This is a genomic window from Spirosoma pulveris (assembly GCF_054781875.1).
The window spans coordinates 1-22,700 of the sequence record NZ_BAAGTO010000026.1 but is presented as its reverse complement, the minus strand read 5'-3'; the positions used below and the strand labels follow the sequence as shown (position 1 = coordinate 22,700).

General features: G+C 48.2%; 16 protein-coding genes. 8 read left to right on the top strand and 8 right to left on the bottom strand.

Annotation, left to right across the window (positions count from 1 at the left end; translation table 11 throughout):
• Positions 1–228 precede the first annotated feature (228 nt).
• Positions 229–633, top strand: a complete 405-nt coding sequence (locus ACYVJM_RS31300) for a VOC family protein (protein WP_461152057.1) — start codon at positions 229–231, stop codon at positions 631–633.
• 137 nt (positions 634–770) lie between these two features.
• On the opposite strand, the gene ACYVJM_RS31295 is transcribed toward ACYVJM_RS31300, so the two are convergent.
• Positions 771–1,613, bottom strand: a complete 843-nt coding sequence (locus ACYVJM_RS31295; RefSeq protein ID WP_461152056.1) for a helix-turn-helix domain-containing protein — start codon at positions 1,611–1,613, stop codon at positions 771–773.
• Positions 1,614–1,698: 85 nt separating this feature from the next.
• Here ACYVJM_RS31295 and ACYVJM_RS31290 point away from each other — a divergent pair, with 85 nt between their 5' ends.
• Complete coding sequence (locus ACYVJM_RS31290; RefSeq protein ID WP_461152055.1) at positions 1,699–2,631, top strand: NAD-dependent epimerase/dehydratase family protein; 933 nt, start codon at positions 1,699–1,701, stop codon at positions 2,629–2,631.
• Between the two features lie 733 nt (positions 2,632–3,364).
• Positions 3,365–5,284, top strand: coding sequence for a sensor histidine kinase (locus ACYVJM_RS31285; RefSeq protein ID WP_461152054.1), 1,920 nt, complete (start codon positions 3,365–3,367; stop codon positions 5,282–5,284).
• 868 nt (positions 5,285–6,152) lie between these two features.
• Here ACYVJM_RS31285 and ACYVJM_RS31280 read toward each other — a convergent pair.
• Both ACYVJM_RS31280 and ACYVJM_RS31275 read right to left on the bottom strand, forming a co-directional pair.
• Positions 6,153–6,359 (bottom strand): hypothetical protein, encoded by a 207-nt coding sequence (locus tag ACYVJM_RS31280; protein WP_461152053.1) that lies wholly within the window; start codon positions 6,357–6,359, stop codon positions 6,153–6,155.
• A 100-nt stretch (positions 6,360–6,459) separates the two neighbouring features.
• The gene (locus tag ACYVJM_RS31275) at positions 6,460–6,762 is read right to left on the bottom strand and encodes an RNA polymerase sigma factor (protein ID WP_461152052.1); all 303 of its coding nucleotides are present in this window, start codon (positions 6,760–6,762) and stop codon (positions 6,460–6,462) included.
• A 686-nt stretch (positions 6,763–7,448) separates the two neighbouring features.
• Between ACYVJM_RS31275 and ACYVJM_RS31270 the strand changes: the two genes are divergently transcribed.
• Genes ACYVJM_RS31270 through ACYVJM_RS31260 form a run of 3 tightly spaced genes read left to right on the top strand, consistent with a single transcriptional unit; the run spans position 7,449 to position 11,590 of the window.
• Positions 7,449–9,917: a glycoside hydrolase family 9 protein gene (locus ACYVJM_RS31270; RefSeq protein WP_461152051.1), complete on the top strand. Its 2,469-nt coding sequence runs from the start codon at positions 7,449–7,451 to the stop codon at positions 9,915–9,917.
• A 39-nt stretch (positions 9,918–9,956) separates the two neighbouring features.
• Complete coding sequence (locus ACYVJM_RS31265) at positions 9,957–10,775, top strand: ThuA domain-containing protein (RefSeq protein WP_461152050.1); 819 nt, start codon at positions 9,957–9,959, stop codon at positions 10,773–10,775.
• Positions 10,776–10,819: 44 nt separating this feature from the next.
• On the top strand, positions 10,820–11,590 hold the full coding sequence (locus ACYVJM_RS31260) for a ThuA domain-containing protein (RefSeq protein ID WP_461152049.1): 771 nt from the start codon (positions 10,820–10,822) through the stop codon (positions 11,588–11,590).
• Between the two features lie 228 nt (positions 11,591–11,818).
• Here ACYVJM_RS31260 and ACYVJM_RS31255 read toward each other — a convergent pair whose 3' ends face one another.
• From ACYVJM_RS31255 to ACYVJM_RS31235, 5 genes are all read right to left on the bottom strand, one after another.
• Positions 11,819–13,378 (bottom strand): sensor histidine kinase, encoded by a 1,560-nt coding sequence (locus tag ACYVJM_RS31255; RefSeq protein WP_461152048.1) that lies wholly within the window; start codon positions 13,376–13,378, stop codon positions 11,819–11,821.
• A 373-nt stretch (positions 13,379–13,751) separates the two neighbouring features.
• Entirely contained in the window at positions 13,752–15,026 is a 1,275-nt protein-coding gene (locus tag ACYVJM_RS31250) for a flavin-containing monooxygenase (RefSeq protein WP_461152047.1), read from the bottom strand.
• Positions 15,027–15,261: 235 nt separating this feature from the next.
• On the bottom strand, positions 15,262–16,251 hold the full coding sequence (locus ACYVJM_RS31245; protein WP_461152046.1) for a phosphotransferase enzyme family protein: 990 nt from the start codon (positions 16,249–16,251) through the stop codon (positions 15,262–15,264).
• Positions 16,252–16,502: 251 nt separating this feature from the next.
• On the bottom strand, positions 16,503–16,988 hold the full coding sequence (locus ACYVJM_RS31240) for a hypothetical protein (protein ID WP_461152045.1): 486 nt from the start codon (positions 16,986–16,988) through the stop codon (positions 16,503–16,505).
• 575 nt (positions 16,989–17,563) lie between these two features.
• Positions 17,564–18,433, bottom strand: a complete 870-nt coding sequence (locus ACYVJM_RS31235; RefSeq protein WP_461152044.1) for an alpha/beta hydrolase — start codon at positions 18,431–18,433, stop codon at positions 17,564–17,566.
• Between the two features lie 537 nt (positions 18,434–18,970).
• Between ACYVJM_RS31235 and ACYVJM_RS31230 the strand changes: the two genes are divergently transcribed.
• Positions 18,971–19,420 (top strand): hypothetical protein, encoded by a 450-nt coding sequence (locus tag ACYVJM_RS31230; protein WP_461152043.1) that lies wholly within the window; start codon positions 18,971–18,973, stop codon positions 19,418–19,420.
• A 469-nt stretch (positions 19,421–19,889) separates the two neighbouring features.
• Positions 19,890–22,133 (top strand): tetratricopeptide repeat protein, encoded by a 2,244-nt coding sequence (locus ACYVJM_RS31225; RefSeq protein WP_461152042.1) that lies wholly within the window; start codon positions 19,890–19,892, stop codon positions 22,131–22,133.
• The last annotated feature ends 567 nt before the right edge of the window (positions 22,134–22,700 follow it).

Genomic DNA, 22,700 nt, shown 5'->3' with positions numbered 1-22,700 from the left:
CTTTTCTGGGCTTTGGCGTGCTTTTTCTCAACTAAGCAGGGTAGACAATGGTAGAAAATCTCATTCGCCAATTCAGCCGCTGAAAAATCGATGTTGGAAGCAGAGTTGTGCAACAGCCACGAGCGTTCGATGAGACGGAAAATGAGGAGAATCAGACAATGGTTACTGACATACGGCTGTCAGTAAACCAGCTTTACTTTGTTTGATAAAAACAAACGCAGAGACGCCATGAATCTTGCTTCCATTCGAATTATTACCGCCAATATCAAGCCCCTTGTTCAGTTTTATGAGCAGGTTACAGGTATACCCCTGACGCAGTATACCGATGATTTCGCCGAATTACAGACCCCTTCGGCCATTTTAGCTATCGGCAGTACGCGTACCTTAGCCCTGTTTGGCGGAGATAACCTAGCCCAGGCGGCCAGTAATCAGTCGGCTATTATCGAATTTCGGGTGGATGATGTTGATCTCATATATCACCGATTAGCCGACATCCTTGGCGAGAGAATCCTTCAGAAGCCCACGACAATGCCTTGGGGTAACCGTTCAATCCTATTCCGAGATCCGGATGGTAATCTGGTAAATTTCTTCACACCGGTTACCCCAGAAGCACGTAAGAAGTTTACTGAATAAGGACCTAATCCCTGTTTATCCGCATCATTGAAAACCCCTTTTCCAAATAGCTGTATGAAGGTGGACTACCTCAGGAAGGAGCTTTTTGTGAGATATTAATTTAAAAACTGTCAACTGTCATCAGTCTGATACTGTATTCAATAATGCTTACCAGGCTGCGTGATACAGATAGGTTGTTCGGCCAATTGTTTGACAAAGTCGGTCGGGCTAAGACCCAGGTATCGTTGAAAATCCCGAATGAGGTGGGGTTGATCGTGGTAGCCATGTACAACTACCAGATCGGCCCAATCGGGTTGTGTAGGGTACTCCTTTACCAGTTGAGCGATCACGGCTTTGAACCGAATAAATCGGGCCATCTCTTTGGCGGAAAAACCCACCATGTTTTGTAACCGCAGTTGGACCGACCGGGGTGACAGGTGACGATTTCTGGCAATGGTCTTGACCGGATCAATCGCCAGATTACTGAATAGCGAAACCTCATCGAGCAATGAAGCCGTCTCCTCAGGGGCCACATGCACCTGGATATAGGTCATCAATAACTCAGCCCGGTCGGCAATGCAGGGTAATTGAGCCAGCGTTTCCCACAACTCCAAGTACGTTGGGTCGGTTAGTGGAACGGCCACCTGGTTTGCCGTTTCGGTTCGTAGGGTGTGAATGGGTCGGCCCAGCAGCCGGTAAAACCCGTTCAGGGTAAACACGACCACCATGACCTCCGCGTCTGGTAACAATTCGTAGGTTAGTACACGGTCCAAGGGGCCGAGTACGGCCACCCGCTCCACCTGCGCGGTATCATCGGCGATGGATACTGAAATTGGCCGCCCAAAATTAAACACCAGCATCATCTCATAGTGGGGAAACAACTGAAGTGGCTGACTGGTCGCTTCACCCGGATGCTTCATGTAATAGATATGCCTGAATACCTCCGTTAGCTGGTCAGGTGCCACAAAAGTTTGCGAAATTATCTGAGTGTTTTCCTTCATCTACAATCTATGTATTTCGTTTTCGTACAAGCCTGCCTGTAGCCGGCAACCGACCTTTGGCCCATCAATTAAACACGTTTCACAGATGGCCTTACATACACTGATCGGTGCCAATGGCACCATCGCCAATGCCCTGATCCCCGTTCTGCAAGCCAATCAGCAGACCATCCGACTGGTTTCCCGCAACCCCAAATCCGTTGCCGGAGCCCAAACCGCTGCGGCCAGTGCACTCAACCGCGACGAACTGATGCAGGCCGTTGCCGGTTCCGACGTGGTGTATCTGCTGATTGGCATCGACTATAACGCCGATGTCTGGCAACGCGATTGGCCCCTCATTATGCAGAACACCATAGCCGCCTGCCAGGCCGCGAACGCCAAACTCATTTTTTTTGACGATGTGTATATGTATGGCCGGGTGAATGGGCCAATTACGGAAGAAACGCCCTATCGCCCAAGGAGTCGAAAAGGGAAAGTACGCGCTGAGGTGGCGACGATGCTTCAGCAGGCGATGCAGGCGGGTAGGGTTCGGGCCAGTATTGCGCGCGCAGTGGACTTTTACGGGCCGGGAGTGAGCGACAAGAGCGCCCCCGGCGTCTACGTGTTCAGCAACCTGAAAAAAGGCAACCGAGCGCAGTGGCCCATCAACGCTAACGTACCCCGCTCGTTCAATTACACACCCGACGCGGCCCAGGCATTGTACTTGCTGGCCACCCGGGAGGAGGCCATTGGGCAGGTATGGCACTTACCAACTCCCCAGCCCGCCCTGACCGGCCGTGAGTTTGTCCAGCTGTCGGCTCGTGCCATGAACACCCCCAATAAGCTGTTTGTGTTGCCCAAATGGGTGCTGAAGGTCATTGGCTGGTTCAATCCGTTTATGAAGGAGGCCTACGAGATGAATTATCAGGACGAGTTTGCGTTCCAGTTTGATTCCTCCAAATTTGAACGGGCGTTTAATTATACACCGACCTCCTACGAAGAAGGCATTAAGGCTACCGCTACGTGGTTTCAACAGCGGTGAGTAATGCATTTGGTAAGCTGCCCAGCGCGTGTTATGGTTGTCGAATGGTCACAAAATCATGACACGCGCTGGACGGCTTGCCGATTACTGTAGTTTTGGTAGACGGTACGGCGTCAAATAAAAGTGGCCCTATCTAAGGTGGTTTTGGTGAAACACCCGAGTTGTTGACGGTTGGCCGTTGCCGTAGGATAACTGAATTACCGCAGAGGTGTCCCACCTCATCCTGTTTTCACCGCATGGCGAATGGCCCCTTATTTGTCCGCTTTGACTTGACAACGTCCAGCAATCGCAATAAGGTCTGGTCATTGCGAGAGACGAAATCCTTCTGTAAGTCCTTTTTTAAAGTGACCAATTGTCGTTGAGGGGTAATGACACAGGTCGGCCCATCGAACACTCCATTATGGTGCCTGTTCAGGGCCGTTTCTCTGTTTCTCTGTCTCCTTCAGGAGCTTTCTTGAGCCATTTAGTAACTGTTAACTCCAGTTGGTAGCATACGGCCTAAAGCATTCTAATCAACGACAACCATTAAAAAAGCAATGGCTAGATGATCAATATAGTAGGTAGCTTTTTTTGGGTACTTTTGACCAGTAATGAATAGACTACCCTTGTTAAAGACATCTTATCTTACTGAAAAACATATAATCATATGCGTTAATGAAGCAATTGATTGTCTCATCGACTCATGATACCAAATCAAGTAAACCGTGCAACTACATTCTAATACCTATCGGCTATGTTCAGTTCACCCGATGTAAAGCTACTGACGTCCGTACTCGATAACTATCCTGAACCGATCGTGTTGCATACACCCGTATTTGGATCAGAAGCTAGTGATACAATTGTCGATTTCATCCTGCTCTATTTCAACGACGCTGCCAGGCAGCAGGCTAATCTGCCCTACGCACTCATGAAAGGGCAAAAAGTTAGTGAGCTGACAGGCTATAGCCAAGAAGGAAGAAAACAGCTTACCCAGCAATTAATCCAGGTTTACACGACAGGTAATGATTTACAGACCACTTATTATAATGAATTGCTTGATATTCATTTTGAGGTACTCCGTCGCAAAATAGACGGGGCTATCTTCTCCATTACCAGGAACGTTAATGCCGAAATTAAAGAACGCCTGCAAAAACAACAGCAACAGGCGTTCGTAAACCTCATACTCAATAATTCCCTGAATGGCTGGTTCGTGTTGGAGGCAGTGTTGGATGAGAACCAAGAAGTGATCGACTTCCTCTTCACCCGGGTTAATACTATATTCTTACAGCTCAGTGGTCTTTCCCAGGAGCAAGTGATTGGAAAGCGTTTTTTAATCCTGTTTCCAGCCACAAAGGACAACGGTTCCTTTGAGCGCAACAAGCAGGTGTATCAGACGGGCATCGCTCAGCGAAGCCAATCGCATTATACCGCCGGCCGTTCGGATGCCTGGTACGACAGCGTTGTGGCCAAGATGGGCGAGCGTTCGCTGCTGGTAACGTTTGCTGATGTTACCGAGCTTAACACAAAAGCCAGAGAGCTTGAAAACAAGAATTACATTCTGGATAACATCTTCACCCACTCGATGAATGGGATTTCATTTGGCCAGGTTATCCGCAATCAAGAAGGAAGGATCATTGATGGGAAGCCCATCATGGCCAATAAGGCCGCTATCCAACTCGTTGGCATTCCCGAGGAGCTCTATTTCGCGAAAACATCGGTTGAACTGGAGCCCAATATTTTAAACACCCCCTATTTTCAGAAAATTATCCACACCATGGATACGGGTGAACCTTCCCTGGTCGAATACCAACTGGAGTCGACCGGACGCTGGATCGAGATCTCACTTTCCCGCATGGACAGAGATCACCTGATTATCATTTTCACCGACGTGACGGACATAAAAGCGATTGAGCTACAAAAAGAACAGCTGATTGACGAACTGAAACGAACCAATGCGGCCCTCGAAAATTTTACCAGAGCGGCCTCCCACGACCTGCAGGAGCCACTGCGCAAAATTATGGCCTTTGGAAATATGCTTATCCAGGACTATGGTCCGGTGCTGGGTCCCGGCCTGCCGATCCTGCAACGGATGCAGTCGGCTACTCAGCGCATGCAGGTGCTGATTACCGGTTTGCTAAACTTATCCCGCTACTCGCAAGCCCGCGACATCCGGCGTGAACCGATCGACCTGAGTGTGCTGGTTGGCCAAGTGTTGTCGGATCTGGACTTGACGGTTAAGGAAAAGCAAGCTGTGGTGGTTGAACCCTTACCCACCCTGCAGGGGGATGCCTTACTACTCCAGCAAGTGTTTCAGAACTTGCTCACCAATGCGCTGAAATTCGTGAAACCCGGCCAGCCGCCCAGGATACAGATAACGAGTGAGCAAAAAAAAGGGGACGACTTACCCCTTGAACTTCACCTACCCCGGTTGTCCACCCAGTTTTACTGGCAAATTACAGTGAGTGACCAGGGAATCGGCTTTGAGAGTGCTTACCGGGAGAGAATTTTCGACGCTTTCGAGCGGTTGCATGGGCGCAGCAGTCCCTACGCTGGGACGGGGATTGGTCTGGCCATTGTGCGTCAGGTGATGGACAACCATCATGGGGCCGTCACGGCCCACAGCCAGCCTGGCGAAGGGGCTCAGTTCACCCTCTATTTCCCGGTCGTAGCCTGATTGTATGAGTCGTTAGGCCACCAATTGTCCAGCCATTTTAGGCGTTCATAGAGTTAATCAATACTAGACTGAGGGGTACGTTAATAAGAAAGTACCCAAACCACAATTTGTCTCGGAGTTGCGTATGCCCTGCGCCAGGCCGCTGGAGCGGTCACAACCCGTAAATTCGTGTCTCGTAAAAAAGCCCCATTTTAGACGCAGATCATGATACCTCGTCGTCTCTGAAGGATGCTTATTTATGAACGATTACTCGACTCAAAGAGGAGCGTTTATATAAGACAGTGTTTTTTTATTATCTGTTCAATGCGATCGGACGCATACGATCCGAAGTCTTTTAGTTAAGAGTCTCGTTTTTTAAAACAAGGTCAGTAAAGCGTGTGCACTTATCAAAGCCATACTTGTTCCCATCAGGGCAATCCATGTCCAGGGACCCGGTGCAATCGAATTTAGCGTTACGTTTTTCATGCTTATGACTGGTAAGGTTGCTCAGCGAATGAATTGAATCGTATATGACGATGTAAAGATAAAACAGAATTTTTCTTAAAAGCAGCCTGGAGTAACTTTTTGTCTCGTCAACTCGTAGTGCTTAGTTTTGTCAGAGTTAGTTCTAGTGAATAAAGCCTTAGCTGAGCAAAGCTTGACGACCCTGCAGTGAGCAAAATCAGGGTATAACCACTTCGTTGACAAGTCGCTTAGCCTAAGCTGGCGGCCAGCGATCCTACTTAACTTATTCGCCGACTCAATTGAGAGCTGGTGCGAAAACTCTATTAGTTCTTTAATAAAACCTTCCCGACTGAGACAACCAGGTGCAGATATGGGTTACCTCCTACAGCCGGTTAGATGATCCACTGAGCAGATCTAACACTGACTAAGCCTTTTGCTGACTAACCGCAGGCGGCTTTACCGCGTAATAAATGGCCACTGATTTGGCTATCCAGCCATCCCGCAAGGCGGCTGATCGGCTCCCATAAGCCGCATAGACTTCCCACGGATGTTCTTTCAGTAAACCCTCCCACAAATCGCCTGCCTGATTAACCAGGGCATAGCGTCTGAGCCGAATTCGTGTCGTTGGCATTGGAGTGCGTTTTTTAAGGCGATGGTGACTTGACCAACTGCTTGATTATGAATAGTGTCAGCCGTATTCGGGGTTTATTCGTGCTACGTAAACCCACGAGTCAGCTGCGTGGGGAACGGAGGTATTCGCTCTCTTTCCGGTGGGCAATGCTCAAGAGCCAACTCAACGGAGTCTGGTGGCTACTGGCTGCCTGGTGCTCATTAAAGGCAATACGTTCCTGCCAGAAGGTAACAAAAATAGCCGCCAGGCTTGAGTCGGCTAAAGACCCATTTTCGGTCTGACGCAAGAGGTATCCATACAGCATCGGTGCATACTGGTCATAGAAGTCGTTAAAATCTTGTTGGCTATGGAGGTAAGCAGGAGCAGCCCGGTAAGCCTGATGGGTTGAGCGAAGCGCGTTCATGATCAAGTAGGGAAGTACGGGCTAACCAAGTCGCTGATCGTCAGCAACCGAGTACGATTGATAAACACACAATGTTACCATTTTTTCAACACAGTAACATGATATTTTATTCATTGGTACCCAGCATTGAAGCGGTTGTTGATTTTTTAACAGTTTTAACTCACTCGTGACCAAGTGGGTCCGGTTGGACAAAGGCCTGAATGGGAATGAATGGGAGGCTTTATGCTGACAACGACCGGCGAGCCATCTTAAAACCAGAACAGAAGTCGTCAGATCGAATGTATCAGGGCTTTGGTTTTCTGAAGTTGGCCAATTCAGTCGTGACAACCAGTCTTAAGTTAATCAGCGTATATACGTGATCCTGATGGAAGGGTAGTTAAAAGTCAATAACTACTTAAAGGCCCCATTTTAGACGCAGATCATGATACCTCGTCGTCTCTGAAGGGTGCTTATTCATGAAAATTTCCTCATATCAAAGAGGAGCGTATATTGAGACATTGAATCTTTACTATCTGTCAAACGCCGTCAGTTGCATACGCCCCCATGTTTATAAACCAGCATCTGTGAGACAGCGGGTTTTACTTTCTGTCCAACACCACTGCAGCATACGCCATTCAGCGTATGGACCTAGGGCCTATAAATGATATTTTATACCTTTGATTTACATTCTCAACGAAGTAGTACTAATGACGGTAAGATTACTCGGTACGTTTTTAGTTGCCTGTACGTTTTCCGCCGGTTACGCCCAAATCGAAAAAGAGGGTATCAGGAAAGACTTGTACCATGATATCATCCAAAGTGGGGTTATTCATCGCCCGCTGCCACTGGATTATTCTCGCTCATACGAAGCCGTTTCGCTGGGGAAGCCCGTACTCCTATCGAAACCCCTGACAGCAGCGTCTGGCTTAAGTAACTGGAAACATTTTGGTTTCGGAAACCTGACGATGTCTGATGTAAAGACAAAATCCGGGCAACCCGCTTTGCGGTTGAGTTTCCCAACAGTTACCGGCCAAAGAGCCGTTGGTTCAAAAAATGATCCCGACTATGCCACCTATGGCTACTGCCGTATGCAGTTGAGTTTGAATGGAGAAAACTGGAAAGCCTACAACCGGCTTGAATTTCTCATTTATCCCAACGCCGAAGGGGCCCAGGTCGTGAACATCAACATTAGCTTTCGTAATCGAACCGGATCAGCCAAAACCGGAACCCTTATGGATTCGGCCGATCATCTTTTAAATTTGACGAATCACCAATGGAATCGCTGTTACCTGGATCTCTCGGACCTGCGTCGAGACAAGGTGGAGGAAATTGCCTTTTACGTATCCCTGAAAGGAAAAGATCTAACCAACGGCGACTCCGTCACGTATTACATTGATCAGCCTGTTTTAAAACAGATAAACACGCAGGAAATAAGCCAGGGGTGGATGCCGGCCCCCAACAGTATTGTTTATTCGACATCGGGCTACATGACCGAAGGGAAAAAAACGGCTATCGCCAATCGGTCGATCGCTAAAAGCAACACCTCTTTCCAACTGATTAATGACGTAACTCAGCAGGTGGCTTATGAAGCGAAGCCGAAACGGGTGCAAACGTCTACGGGTAAGTACGAAGTTCTTGATTTCAGTGATTTTAGTAAAGCCGGTACCTACCATATCGTCTTCGGTGCGATGAAAACCGCTGCCTTCGGAATTAACCCAAGTATCTGGACGGCTTCCCAATGGCGGGTGTTAAATTATATTTTCTGTCAGCGGTGTGGCTATGCGGTTCCGCAGAAGCACGGTCAGTGTCACATTGATCTGTTTTCTGAGCACAATGGAAAAAAGATTTCCTACAGCGGTGGCTGGCATGACGCAGGCGACCTGTCTCAGCAAACCCTGCAAACGGCGGATGTTAGTTTTGCCCTGCTGGAATCCTATAAAAAGCAGCAGACGAAAAATCCGTTACTGGCAGCCCGCTTGCGGGAAGAGGCCGAATGGGGGCTAAACTTTGTGTTGAAGAACCGTTACGGCGATGGATATCGGGCCAGCAGCATGGGATTGCTTATCTGGCAGGATGGCCTGATTGGCTCGTTGGATGACATTCAGTCGGTGAGGGTGCAGAATACCTCATTCGACAATTTTCTTTATGCCGCTTACGAGGCTTATGCCGCCATGACGCTGGACAAGGACCCCGCCTTTAGCGAATACCTCAGTAAAGTAGCGCGGGAAGACTTCTCTTTCGCGATGAAAACATATAAAGAAAGCGGATATGGCGGATTTTCCCAGCTGTATGAGCATAGCTATAACACGTCGAAAAGCCAGTATATGGCCACTATTTCCTGGGCTGCCAGCATGCTCTATAAATTGACGGGTCAACCGCAATATGCCCAAACGGCGGCCGATTTCATCCGCTATACTATCAAGTGTCAACGTACGGCTCCGCTGGGCAATGCCAGGGCGAGTAAAGGATTTTTTTACCGAGATACGACCCAAACCTCCATCGTGCATTTTGTTCATCAGTCTCGGGATCAGGTGTATATGCAGGCCCTTATTCTTTTATGCGAAACCCAGCGTAGCCATCCCGATTATCAGAAGTGGTATCAGGCCGTGCATCTTTACGGCAATTACCTGAAAGACATTATGGTTTACACAGCCCCTTACGGAATGATACCCAGTGGCGTGTATCATACAGAAGAAGCGTCAGACTCGGCGGCATTCTATTCATTACATTTATTTCCGCCAGCCAACGCCAAGGAGTTATACACAGCTCAAGTGACAAAAGGGGTAAAGATGGATGAACAGCACTATCTGAAACGGTTTCCCGTTTGGTTCGGTATTTTCAATGGCAATACGACCGTTCATCTTTCTACCGGTAAGGCGGCTGCAATGTGTGGACAATTTTTAAATGATGAAGCGTTACGTCAAATAGGGCGCGAACAATTGTACTGGACGGTGGGTAAAAATCCATTTGGCCAATCCTTAATTTACGGGGAAGGAAACAGGTATCCGCAAATGAATAGTTTTTCATCGGGAGAAATAACCGGCGAAATCCCGGTAGGCATACGAACAATAGATAATGACGATGTTCCCTGGTGGCCAGCCATCAATAATGCCACCTATAAGGAGGTCTGGGTTACGTCGGCCGGCAAATGGTTGTCGTTGCTGGCCGAATACTAAAGCCGCCAGGAATCGCTTTTTAAATTTAGATAAGCCTCTATGATTACGTGTAGAAACTGTATCAGTACGTTCGCCTTGCTGCTTTTGCTGAAGCTTCAACTAGCGGCACAAGTGCCAGCGAATTACTCGGCCAATTATGCCAAAGCCCCCCGTTTTAAAGCGCTGATTTATTTCAGTGACCGAAAAGAAGGCGCCCATGTGATCTTTGCCCATCAAACCATTGACTATCTGAAAAAGCTAACCGTAGGAGATGGTTTCCTGTTAGATACGACGCAGAATTTTGGCAATTACAGTTACGAAAAGCTGAAGGACTACCAAATCGTGATAATGCCGGATGGGTATCCAAGCCGAAAAGAGGAACGAGCCGTCTTTGAGCAATATATGGAGAAGGGCGGTGGCTGGATGGGCTTTCACGAGTCAGGCTACAATGATAAAGATACCCATTGGCCCTGGTTTCTAAACTTTTTAGGGGGGGGCGTTTTTTACTGCAATAACTGGCCCCCTCAGCCCGCTAAAATAAGTGTTGATCAGCCCAATCATCCGATTACCAAGAACCTGCCCCTAACCTGGACCGCTCCGGCTAGTGAATGGTATCAATGGAACCCGAGCCCGCGTTTGAACAAAAATATTGATGTTCTTCTCTCCCTTTCGGCAGATAATTATCCATTGGGAATCAAAGACGTAGTCAATTTTGGTGATTTTCCGGTGGTGTGGACGAACCGGCAATACCGGATGATTTATCTGAATATGGGCCATGGGGATGAGATCTACTCCGATGCTACGCAGAAACTGCTGATCATCAATGCGCTCAAATGGGTGCTTAGCAACGATAAGAAAGGGAATCCTTTCACGAAATAGCCCGCCTATTCCAGCCATTAGAATCAAGTAAAGAAACTGCCGAAATGAAAAAGCATCTGCTATTTTGTTTATTGATCAGTCTGCTTCTGGGCCAAGTAAATGCGCATTCACAGCCCATATCCCCGGCTAAACGAAACGTGCTGGTCCTCACTGAGCGGGGTGGACTGCACGAGGGTTTTGTGGCAGCCGCCCTGCTATGGCTAAACAGCTTTGCCCAAGAGCATAACCTGGCAATTAAGGTCATCAATCATCCCGGAGAAGCAGATAATGACTCCCTTGGTCATTACGCACTTTTTATCCAGTTAAATTACCCACCCTACAACTGGACATTTAAGACAAGGGCGGCTTTTGAAAAATACATCGACGAAGGGCAGGGAGCCTGGATTGGTTTTCATCATGCCACCTTACTGGGCGAGTTTGACGGTTTTCCGATGTGGAACTGGTTTTCAGAGTTTATGAGGGGCATTCGGTTCAAGAATTATATCGCTAAAAAAGCCACAGCCCAGGTAGGCATAGAAGCCACAAACCATCCGGTAATGAAGGGATTACCCAACCCGTTCGTCATACCTGATGATGAATGGTACACGTTTGATACGAATCCACGCGTGAATGTAAGCGTATTGGCCCATGTTGATGAGACTAGTTATCAGCCGGCATCGGATATCAAAATGGGGGATCATCCGGTCATCTGGAGTAATGAAAAAAAGAAGGCTAAGAACGTCTATTTTTTAATGGGTCATTCAGCAGGCTTAGTAGAGGTTGACGCCTTCACGAAAATGGTTGGCAATGCCATTTTATGGGCGTTGGAAAAATGATTTAAGCGATTCTGTTTAGGAATAAGCAACTATTTACAGGTAGTTTACGGATTAGCTGAATCCTTTTTCAGCGATTGCTCCGGAAGAAACGCTTGATTTTTTACTTACTAAAAATTAGCCCCGGTGTTACTTTTCATCTGGGCCACGTTTGAAAACGGCCTAACACTATGCTCTGTGTCAACACGTCGTTTACCAGCAACCGCTTAACCGATCGTGAATAACCCGCCATCAAATCGGCAGATAAATCAGAAAGGTAGTGCCCTGATCAGGTTGACTACGGGCGGTAATATGGCCCCCATGATTATCCAGCACCCGCTTACAGAGGGCTAGCCCCAGGCCGCTGCCCTCATAGCTGCTCTTGCCCTGTAACTGCTGAAACAAGCTGAATATGCGGTCCAGATACTTTTCCTCGAAGCCAGGGCCATTGTCCTGCACGCGTATCTCCCACCAGTTGGCCGCTGTCAGGCCCTGAAGGGGCAGGGGCACCTCGTGTGGTTGGAGCGAATGAGCCGTTACCGACAGGTCAGGTGTGACCCCGGGGCGGGTAAACGTAAGAGCGTTACTCAGCAGATTATAGAACAACTGCTGAAGTTGGTCAGCAGCCCCCACTACGCGGGGTAACTCCCCAATGGATAGTATGGCCCCCGAGGCCATCACCGGTTGGCTCAAGGCACGGGCTACCTGACGCACTACCGCCGACAAGGAAACCGTCTGGAATGCTTCGGTATTCGCAACTACCCGTGAATAAGCCCGGATGTCGCGGATCAACACTGACATCCGGGCCGCCGACCGTTGCAGACGCTGCAAGTCGGCCTGAGCCGGCTGAGGCAGATAGGTCAGATACCGGACCTGCAGCAGGTCACTAAACGTCTGAATTTTACGCAGGGGTTCCTGTAAGTCGTGACTCACTGAGTAGGTTAGTTGGTGCAGGTTCTGGTTGGTTTGTTGTAGTTGCCGGTTGGCTTGCTTAAGCTCCTGATTAGCCGCTTCCAGTTGGCTTTGGTAAACGGCCATCTGCTGTTGAGCCGTTTTCTGGGCATGAATATTGGTGGCCGTGACGACAACCCCATCGCCCCGCTTGATGGCCGACACATCGTACCAGTTCCCATCGGGAAACAGATGCTCCTCCCGAAAGGGCTGGCCCGTCTGCGCAACCTGTGTGTATAAAGTCAGTAAGTTACTGTCCTGTAGAGAGGGGAATAACGTCAACATGGTTCGCCCTATGACCTCTTCATCGGTCATGCCAATAGCTTGCCGGTGGGCATGGTTCTGGAGCACGTAGCGCAAGTCCGTCACTACCCCTGTCGGGTCAATGATCAACTCGTAGGCGACAATAATGGCCGGTGAAGCATCCAATACAGACAGCAGTAGTTCGGCCTGTTGCCGGGCCTGTAGACGGGCCTCCAGTTGCTGATCAATCTTACTCTGCGTTAGCTCCTCAAACCTTACCAGCAGTCCTGTCCCCAGGGGGCGCAGTGACCACTGGGCCCAGTGCCGCGCCGACCCATCGTGATGCGCAAACTGAATGCTCGTTTTGGTCAGGCAAACCGTCACGAGCCGGTCGAGCAGCCCATCCTCTAACGCCCCGGGAAAGCCCTCTTTCAGGCTAACCCATGGCTCCCGCCCACTCGTCATGGCCAGCCAGGCCTGGGCGGGGACATTGGCCCGAATCAGGTTGAAATCCGTAATGGTTTGGCTGACCCATATCGGTTCGAAATAGGCTAAGCCATAGGGAACGTAATCGAGAAGTTCAGGAAGGGTAAAGGTCGGCAGCGACAGGTCGTTCATACCAGCAGATAACCTCTATAGTGGATAGAGTGGTGAAAGGTACATAAAAAACTAACCGCTCCCGTAGGCAGAGCCAAACCGGTTGAGTGCCGGGGTGGCTAAATGGCCTGTAGGCTGGCTAAGCCGAATGACCACTAGGTAATTCAGGGATTTCCAAGGATTACTCGTTTCAAGAGGCCGATACGGAGGATCCTCACGCTGCCTCGATTGGAGCGACTTAGGAGAAGAGGCTTTTAAGTACTGCCCAACTCTATGCGTAGCATACGATCAGGTCACTACTTGTTCGGGCAGTCAGGATTCAAGGCTGGACCAGCACGTACAAAACGACCCAAGCTCTTAAATAAAAAAGATAGAATTCAATTGGATGGTTCACTTACCTACTACCAGGTAAGTTACTTTTTACGATGTGACTAACGATAAATTCGGCATCTTCCTTTATCCCCAATATGATGGCCGATTGTCGCTTCCTCAACCAAGGCAAACCGATAAAATAAAGTCCGTCGACAGGGCCAATCCCATTTCGATGCTTGGGCAACTGCTCGTCATTGAGTACGGACAGGGGCAGGTAGCTGAAGTCACCCCTAAACCCGGTCGTCCAAATGATTGAGGTGATCGTCTCCTGTACCAGATTCAGTTGCGTCAAATCAGACGCGCAGACGGCTTCTTCGTCCGGCATATCATCCAGATCAATGGCGGCCAGCGGAGCCGACACCTGATTGGTTTGAATGTACTCGTCAATGAGCTGTTTCACATGCCGGGAAAATTCGTCAGCGTACCTGACGTTCGAGGAGGCATTGGGCTGAAAAAAAATAGTATCGGCCTCGACCCTGTCCGCCCGACCCAGTATAATGGCTCCGCTTCGGGCCAGGGATTGTAAGCTCGAGGTTTTCCCCCGATCACCGGCTCCTGACACCTGCGGGTTTTTGACGGTCAACAAGGACGGGTCAGTGACCTCCTCAGTAGGCGTATTGTAAAACCCAATCTTAACCAGCCAGTCAAAAATATCTCTGCCCCGATAGCGTCTTGGTATCCGACCAACCCGGGCTGTCGAGAGAAAAACGTGTCGCCCCGAACGCAGCAAATCCTGGGTTATCTGAGTTCCGGATTGGCCACTCCCGACCACCAACACATTTCCAGCTGGGAGTTGATGGGCATTTTTGTATTCACTGGCGTGTAGTTGCAGCACCGACTTGGCCAAGTGATTAGCCAAGTCAGGGACTGAAATCCTGTTTTGACCACCCGAAGCGATAACTAGCCGTCGGCTGAGATAGGCTGTCTCTTTACCCTCCTCCGAGACGGTAACCCGAAAAATAGCTTGTTCCTGGTCGGTATGTACGGCCATTACCGGACAGTATTCTTTAACGGGCAGCTGTTCCTGGTGGGCGTATGTTTCCAGCGCCAGCGCAAATTCAGCGGCTCCGGCAAAAGCATCGGGGTCTTCAAAATAGGGGGTCTGTTGGGGCAGCAGATTTAATTTGTTAGCCGAGTTCATCTTGAAGGAGTCCCACCGCTGGGAACGCCAGGTCTCCCCGATTCGTCCCTGCTCAAAGACCAGATGGGGAACACCTTGTTTGGTTAGATAATAGCTAACGCAAATGCCAGCATGCCCCGCGCCAACCACAATGACGTCCAGTAAAGGCTTAACCATAGGCCAATCGAGTCAAGGTTAACAGGGCTGTTTACTAGGCAGTTGCCCTGAGTTGCAAGTAGCTAAGATCAGTCTTTCTTTTGGATTAAAAAAGTGATCGTCCAACTATACGCCCCCATTTAAATGCCGCTACAGGCTTGCTCCTCATCTCAAGCACGAGTTTTTTTTGAGAATTTAGTAATAGCTTAACCGGATCAGCCCGTTTTACTCTGTACGCCTATCCTGCTTAAGTTGGCTAGTCCCAATAAGCTCCCGCCAAATGCCTTAAGAAACCGGTATAGACCTTCAATTGTGCCCCATGGACATAACTGTAAAACTGGTCATGGGTCGTGTGAAAGCCCATGTAAAAAAGCCAAAAGCCCAGACTCAGGTAAGGAACCAGGGCTAACTCCTGCTCACTAATGGGATGGCCGGTTTGATAGCTCTCCATAAAAATAGCGTAGGCCTCCTCAAATGCCGACTGGGTCATCCGCCCGGCATAGACCTCCAGGGCCAGGTGTTGCCAAAAAGAAACCAAGTCATACACCAGCCAGCCGTACCCCATAAAATCAAAGTCAAAAAGGGTAACCGAATCCCCCTCAAAATGCATGTTTTTAGGCAGCAGGTCGAAATGGCAATAGCCCTTCAAGAATCCGGATGTGTCTACCTGACCTATCTTCGTCTCGACTTGGCGGGCGGCTTGCTGCAAGAAGAGGTAACTTCCCTGATCGTCGCCAAAGGCGGATTTTAACCAGTCCAGTGGCTGGAACAGGGTAGTATCCAAATCAAAAGTCCAGCGCGCTCCAGGCAATGTGATGGTGGATGACACTTGGTGAAAACGCGCCATTTCATGACCCAGCGAGCGAAGCTGGCTGTTGCTCAGTAATCTCGCTGGCTGGCCGGGGGCATAACTAAAGAGCACCGCACAGCGTGATCCTTCCACTGCGTCCAGTTGTTGAATCGACTCCCCCATCCGATCCGCAATGGGATAAGACACGGATACGCCTGCTTGCTTGAGGGCCAGCAGCAAGGCCACCTCCGCCTTGACGTGGGACAGGCTTCGGTGAGTGGAGCGGTAGATACGAAGAATAAAGCGCCCCTGAGCGGAGTCGACTAAATAGGTGTCTCCCACCCCTCGAACCAGAAAGGTACAGCGAACAGAGTCCAGTGAATAGCGTTCAGTGAGGAAGTCCGCCAGGGCATGCCGGGAAAGCGTCGAATAGGTGGCGGGGAAAATCGATTTCATGGCAGCAAGATAAGCCTTAAGTGGATAGGCTTATTAGAACTACATCTGCCAATCATCAAGCGGCCACTTATCGCTTCAGCATAGGAGCATTATACCAGAAATTTTCTAACCGCTGTCAAACCGCACCGGAATGCCGGACTACCGCGTACCGGCCATTTGTAGCAAACGACCCCAATAAAAATACAATTGTTCCTATCAAAATCAGAAAAGAAACTGCTTCGATACAAGGCCCCATCCGTGTTCGTCTTTACCTAGCCTGTAATGATTTGCACCAAAACCCCTTCTAATTTAGCGATCCTCATCTGGGAGAACGAGGAGATTAACTTATGCATCAGGAACGTTACGGTGCCGACAAACACTAAAAGTATGAAGTGATTTATCAGCCGCTCCGCATTAAGACCTGACTTGATACCGCTTAAGGTAAAAAACAGAATCACTGCCATCAGGGGTAGGTACAGCACGAACCGGGCGGACTCGTCCGAAGAAACAGTCATGTGTAATCGTACCCCACCGGGTGTCTCTTCCAGATGGCCAGTCAGATCAATGTATACCGTGGAGCGGCCATATTCTACGTACTGAACCCATAGTTCATTCTCCTTGATACGACCCGAACAAACAATTTTAGCTAAGATGAGATTGCCTTGTTGAACCACAAGCGGGGTTGCCAATGCCGCGGCCAGATACTGACGGGCTGTTGCCAGGGAGACGGGTAGTACCACTTCTCGGCGAGTTTCCATTAGATCAACGTTTTTTATCCCTATCTGGGGTTTAGTCGTTGTCAGATCAAGGAGGGAAACACTACACCCGGTGAGAGATAGGAAATTAAGTATTTGATTAATATCCTGGAGCAGTTTTACCGGTCAGGCAGCGTAGCTAGGTCAGTGATCAGGCTGCCTGAGCAGTCTTTTTCTATTAAGTTACTGCGTTAACAGAATGAAACCAATTGCTTTCGAGTGAGTGCATCGAATCGGAAGTTCAATAGGTGATACGTATGAGTTTGTCTAATGCTCTGCCTTAGAATTTCTTGATGTAACGCGCTGAATTACCATCTCAGTAAACGCCCGATTTAAGAAGCAGATACCTGAACGAGCCTTCATACAAGCGGGAGCCAAAACATGAGCACTCTTACGTCTCACTGAGGAGCGTGGCTGTTGCACAACTCGAAACATACCGCAATTCTAAAGTTTTGATTGGCTAACCAAGCCAGTTTGGCTGCTCAGAAGCACAAAATCTAACAGACTGACTACTTAACCAGCTCCAATTGTGCTACTAATGGAGTTGTGCAACAGCCACGAGCCTTTTTTAAGAATCCTTAGTGATGCTTTTCCCAATCCTTGAACATGAAACGTAGCGCATCGAAATAAGCCACAACGGGTTCGGTCATGTGCGTTTCGCTGGGGTAATGCTTATACAGATAAGTCAGGCGTTGTAGCTTTTTTTTAGCCAGTGTGGCCTCCAACTTTAGTAAATGCTTATGAAAAAACGAATTAGGCCCCCCTTCATTTCCGTCACTAATAAAAAGCCGCTTGTTTAAGGCCGAACCGGTTTTCAGTTTTTCATCGGTCATCTTCAACACATACTCCTTGTCCCACCAAAGCGAGGGACTGACGGCCATGTAGGCATCAAACAGATTGGGATGGGTCAACAGACAATTCAGCGAGGCAATGCCTCCAAAAGAGTGCCCGGCCAAAATTTTATAAGCCGCAGTTGGGTAGGTTTTCTCTATCAGGGGTATCAATTCGGTCGCCATGAATTGTAAAAATTTTTCGTTGCCCCCGCTGCCTTGATACGCACCAGTATCGGGTTTGCTCTCATAATTCAGGACGCTATGGCTTGGGGTAAGGTCTCGGGTTCGTTTGGTATTGGGGATACCAATGACGATTGTCTTGGGCATGGCCATCACATCGGGCCGAGAAAGATAATCGACGTACTGAGCAAGCAGTTCAAAATGATTGTCACCATCCAGTACGTATAAGACGGGAAATCGCTGGTTTCTATGGGTGGAGTCCAATTTAGGGCAATGCACATACACTTTACGCTCTTCGTTCAGTAGCTGGGAGTGCATGCTCACCACCTCGCTGGCTGGATAGCTATAGGGCTGCGTAGACTGGGACTTTGCCGGTGAAGCGGCAAACATAAGCAGAATCGATAGCCATCGGAAGGAATACAGCAACAACTTCATTGGGTAAAATTTAATGAATGATGGCCTCGAATTTTTGCCTGACCACGACCGGATTAGGGCGTTCTTTTGTGGCGCTATTCGGAGTGGTGTCAGTCCAAATATAGCCTTAAAAGCTCGATAGAAGACGACGGCCGACAAAGATCGGTCAGCCACTTCAATAAAAAACTGTGGCTGTGGGCCGTGCTTATTATATCCATAGACGTCTCTTATTTAGTGAAGTGTCGCCCGTATGAATCAGGCACTTGAGAAGGGCTATAATTTGGGGCGTATATCGCTTTGCTATACAATCTCTTTAAACGCAGAAATTAATGAGCAGGTACATAAACACTTCTTCGTCTTATTCAGGAGCGAATTGTGAGACATCGTTTCTTTACTATTTCTCAAGCACCTCTGTTCACATACGCTTTATGATTTAGCCTATAATATTAACATTATTAAATTTGATAATTTTTTCATAAAACAATAACCCTGAGTTGATACATAGCGTTATGCTACCACTCAACCAATTGGTTGAAGACAACTAACAAACTCAATGTTATGAAAAAGATCGTATTCATGGGCGCTATGCTTATGGCAGTAGCCTCTTTCAGCGCTCAGGCGCAATCCTCGACCAACGGAACAACAGCCAATAGCGGCACTGGCAATGCAACCAATGGGTCTGCAAATCAAAATGGTACAACCACCAACAGTGGCACTAGTAATAGGTCAACTATGGGCACCAATTCCGATAATAGTTCAAGCTCGTCGAGCAATAGCAAGATGAATCGGAATCGATCAGGACGCCGTTCATCGATGGGCACCAATTCATCCAGTAACGGAACGATGAATGACGCTTCGAGCAGTGGTACGACAACCAGCAATGGCAGTTCCAACTCGCAAGGCTCAACCCAAGGTCGTAGCGGCCACCGCTCTAAAAGTATGAGTGGCAGTCAGGGCAGTAATTCTTCTAGCTCAGGCTCTACGGGTACTACTCCGCCTAACAACTAGTCAATGAGAAAGAAACCCATTGGCAAAGAGTTTATCCGGTTTGGCTAAAAGGATTACTTTTTTGATACTATTTCGTGTTAGCAAGTATGAGTCGGCTACTAGGTGTTGCCGACTTTTTTTATCTAACCAATCGACCAGAGATAGACTTGGCTCACAACAGAGAGCGAATTATGAGAAAATGGTTTTTTAATATTTGCCCAATGCTATCCGTCGCATACAGCCGATTTACTTGGATAAGGAAACAAACCTGGACGGCTAGATTAGTTAACCAATATCCTGCCTAACGTATCTGAACCTGCGAACGTTGATCAGACGTGACAAAGCGTTGGGCGTTACTCCCTACGCATTGAAACAGTTGCCTCAGTTGAGAAACATATAACAGATTCTTAATAGATTTAAGTACTGATTGGATAGGTTATCCAAAGCCCAATTTAGTGGATCCACTCGTTCGCTTTATCCTTGATCGAATATGCATTATTTACGGATTGGCCTCTTCTTCTTTTTGCACTTAGTCATCGCTCAAGCCCAAACGCCCAAACTAGATAGCCTCAATCGACTTATCAGCCAAGCCGCTACCGACACCGGGCGGATTAATTTGATTAATCAAAAGATTCGCCTGTTAAGCGAAATAAATATCGACTCAGCGCTGAGTTTAAGTCAACAGACCGTTGAACGGGCCAAACGCATCTCCTACAAAGAGGGCGAAGCCTTTGCCCGAGTTCGCCTGGCAATGAACTACAACCTGAAAGGAAACTACCCGGCCGCCAAGAAAAATCTTAGGCTAGCCGAATCCATGTACGCCACCATGAACGATTCTGCTCAGCTGATAAAAGTCTACAATGCTTACGGGACTATGTATGGCATGCAGAGTAAGTATGACAGTTCGATTGTGTTTTTTGAGAAAAGTAAGGGCATCGCCGAACGTAACAATATAAAAGGGGATTTGGGCTCTGTTTATTTAAACATCGGTGCTTCGTATACAATGCTATCCAATCAACGGCAGGCCCTGATCTATCAACAAAAAGCACTCATGCTGGCCGAAGCCCAGCACAATCTCAGTGATCAAGCTTACTGCCGAGTCAATCTGGCCAGTACGTATCGAGCAACGGGCAATATAAAACGAGCAGCTCAACAGTTTACTCAAGCCATAACTTTAGCCAAGTCTGAAGGTATCAGGAATGTTGAACTTTATGCCTACACCAACCTGGCGGCTATGTATGGGGACATGAATGACAGTCGAAAAACGTATGATTACGCCATGAAAGCAGCGGCACTAGCCAGGCAGGTTGGGGATCAGAGCATTCAGGCCGTTAGTTTATCGAGAGCCGCCGTCAGTTTGGCGGCTCAAAAAAAGTTTGCCCAAGCGCAAGACTTAGCTAAGCAGGCTATGGCAATTGCCGACCAATCCCACCAGCCGCTCATCCTGCACCAAACGTACGCGGCCATGGGAAACGTCTTGAACCAACAAGGTAATTGCTCAGCGGCAATCCCTTATTATGAAAAAAGTTTTCAGGTTTTGAAACAAGCCGATATCTATGATGCACAAATTGGTCAAGCTTATGCCGAATTGTCGTCGTGTTACGAGAAAACGGGGCATTATCGTCAGGCATTAACCATGTACAAACAGTCGGCGGCAATCACTGATTCTATCCGGGGAAAGGAAAATATTCAGAAAGCGACTGAACTCACCCTGACGTATGAATTCACCAAGAAACAGCAAGCCACCCAAGCGGAACAACAAAAGCAGCGCGCGCTGGCTAGAACCAAACAGGTAGCCTTAGGGGGTGGAATGGGTCTTATGCTCATCCTGGCTGCGGTAAGCTTCTACGCTTATCGGACCAAATACAAGGCGAACACGTTGCTTCAACAGCAAAAGGAAGAGCTACAACGCGCGCTTACCAAACTCAAAACGACTCAAACGCAATTAATTCAATCCGAAAAAATGGCTTCGTTGGGCGAATTGACGGCCGGCATCGCCCACGAGATTCAGAACCCGTTGAATTTCGTCAATAACTTTTCGGAAGTGAGTACAGAACTCATCGATGAATTAAAGGAAGGACCTTTTCAAGAACTACCTAATGCGGAAAAAGACTATGCCCAAGAAATTCTGGGCGACCTGACTCAAAACTTGCAAAAGATTGCTCACCATGGCAGCCGGGCCAGCAGCATTATAAAAGGGATGCTCGAACATAGCCGGGCCAGCACCGGTGAGCGCCAATTCATGGACCTGAATGCACTAGCCGATGAATACCTGCGCTTAACGTATCAGGGTCAGCGGGCCAAAGACAAGAGCTTTAGCTGCGAAATAGTCACCGACTTTGCCTCTGCGTTAGGCCAAGTGGAAATGGTGCCTCAGGAACTTGGCCGGGTACTGATGAATCTTTACAACAATGCCTTCTACGCCGTTTCGCAACGAGCCAGGGAAAGCAGCGCTGACGCCTATCAGCCGACCGTTGAGGTGCGCACTCATCGGCAAGAGGATGAGGTGGTGATTCGGGTTTCCGACAATGGCACGGGCATTCCTGAATCGGTAATAAGCAAGATCTTCCAGCCTTTTTTTACCACCAAACCGACGGGCGAAGGGACGGGTTTGGGTCTATCGCTCAGTTACGATATCATTACGAAAGGGCATGGGGGAAGGCTAAGAGTTGACAGTCAGCTAGGTGAAGGAACCACATTTTCCGTCGAGTTGCCATATCGACAAAAAATTTAATTTACAGGCTTAATCTGGTCTCATTCAAGAGCACCATTTGAGGAGCAAATACATGAAGAACCTATCGTCTCAGGGAGGAGCCTTATTTGAGATTTATTCCTAAACTATCCTAATTTCTCTTCTTTACATTGGAACACTTTTCTTAGGGTAGTCTCCCCATTTATCATAAGTGCCTCATGTATGACAAATATATACGAAGACATCAGACAGTAACAAAAGTATGAAGCAGCTACGGCTTTATTTACTGCGCAATTAGTGCTGTAACAATTCTTCAATATGGCCGATTAGGCCGGCAGGGTGTTCTTTATCATAGCCAGTATATATCGCTACGATTTTCCAGTTTTGTCTATGAGGTAGAATTTTGGCATAGCTCTGATCTTGTACAAAGCGACTTGCTTACTATACAAGCCTTTCAAGTCTGAGATATTAGTCCAAGTAACGGTGTACGTCGTCAAATGAAAGTGGACAAATGGGATGAAAATGAGAAGAGACAATTCAGTAAATTGTTTCACTCAAATCCCCTTGGTTATGTCCAATTCAACCAAAAAATCTCCGCCTAGTCGTTCC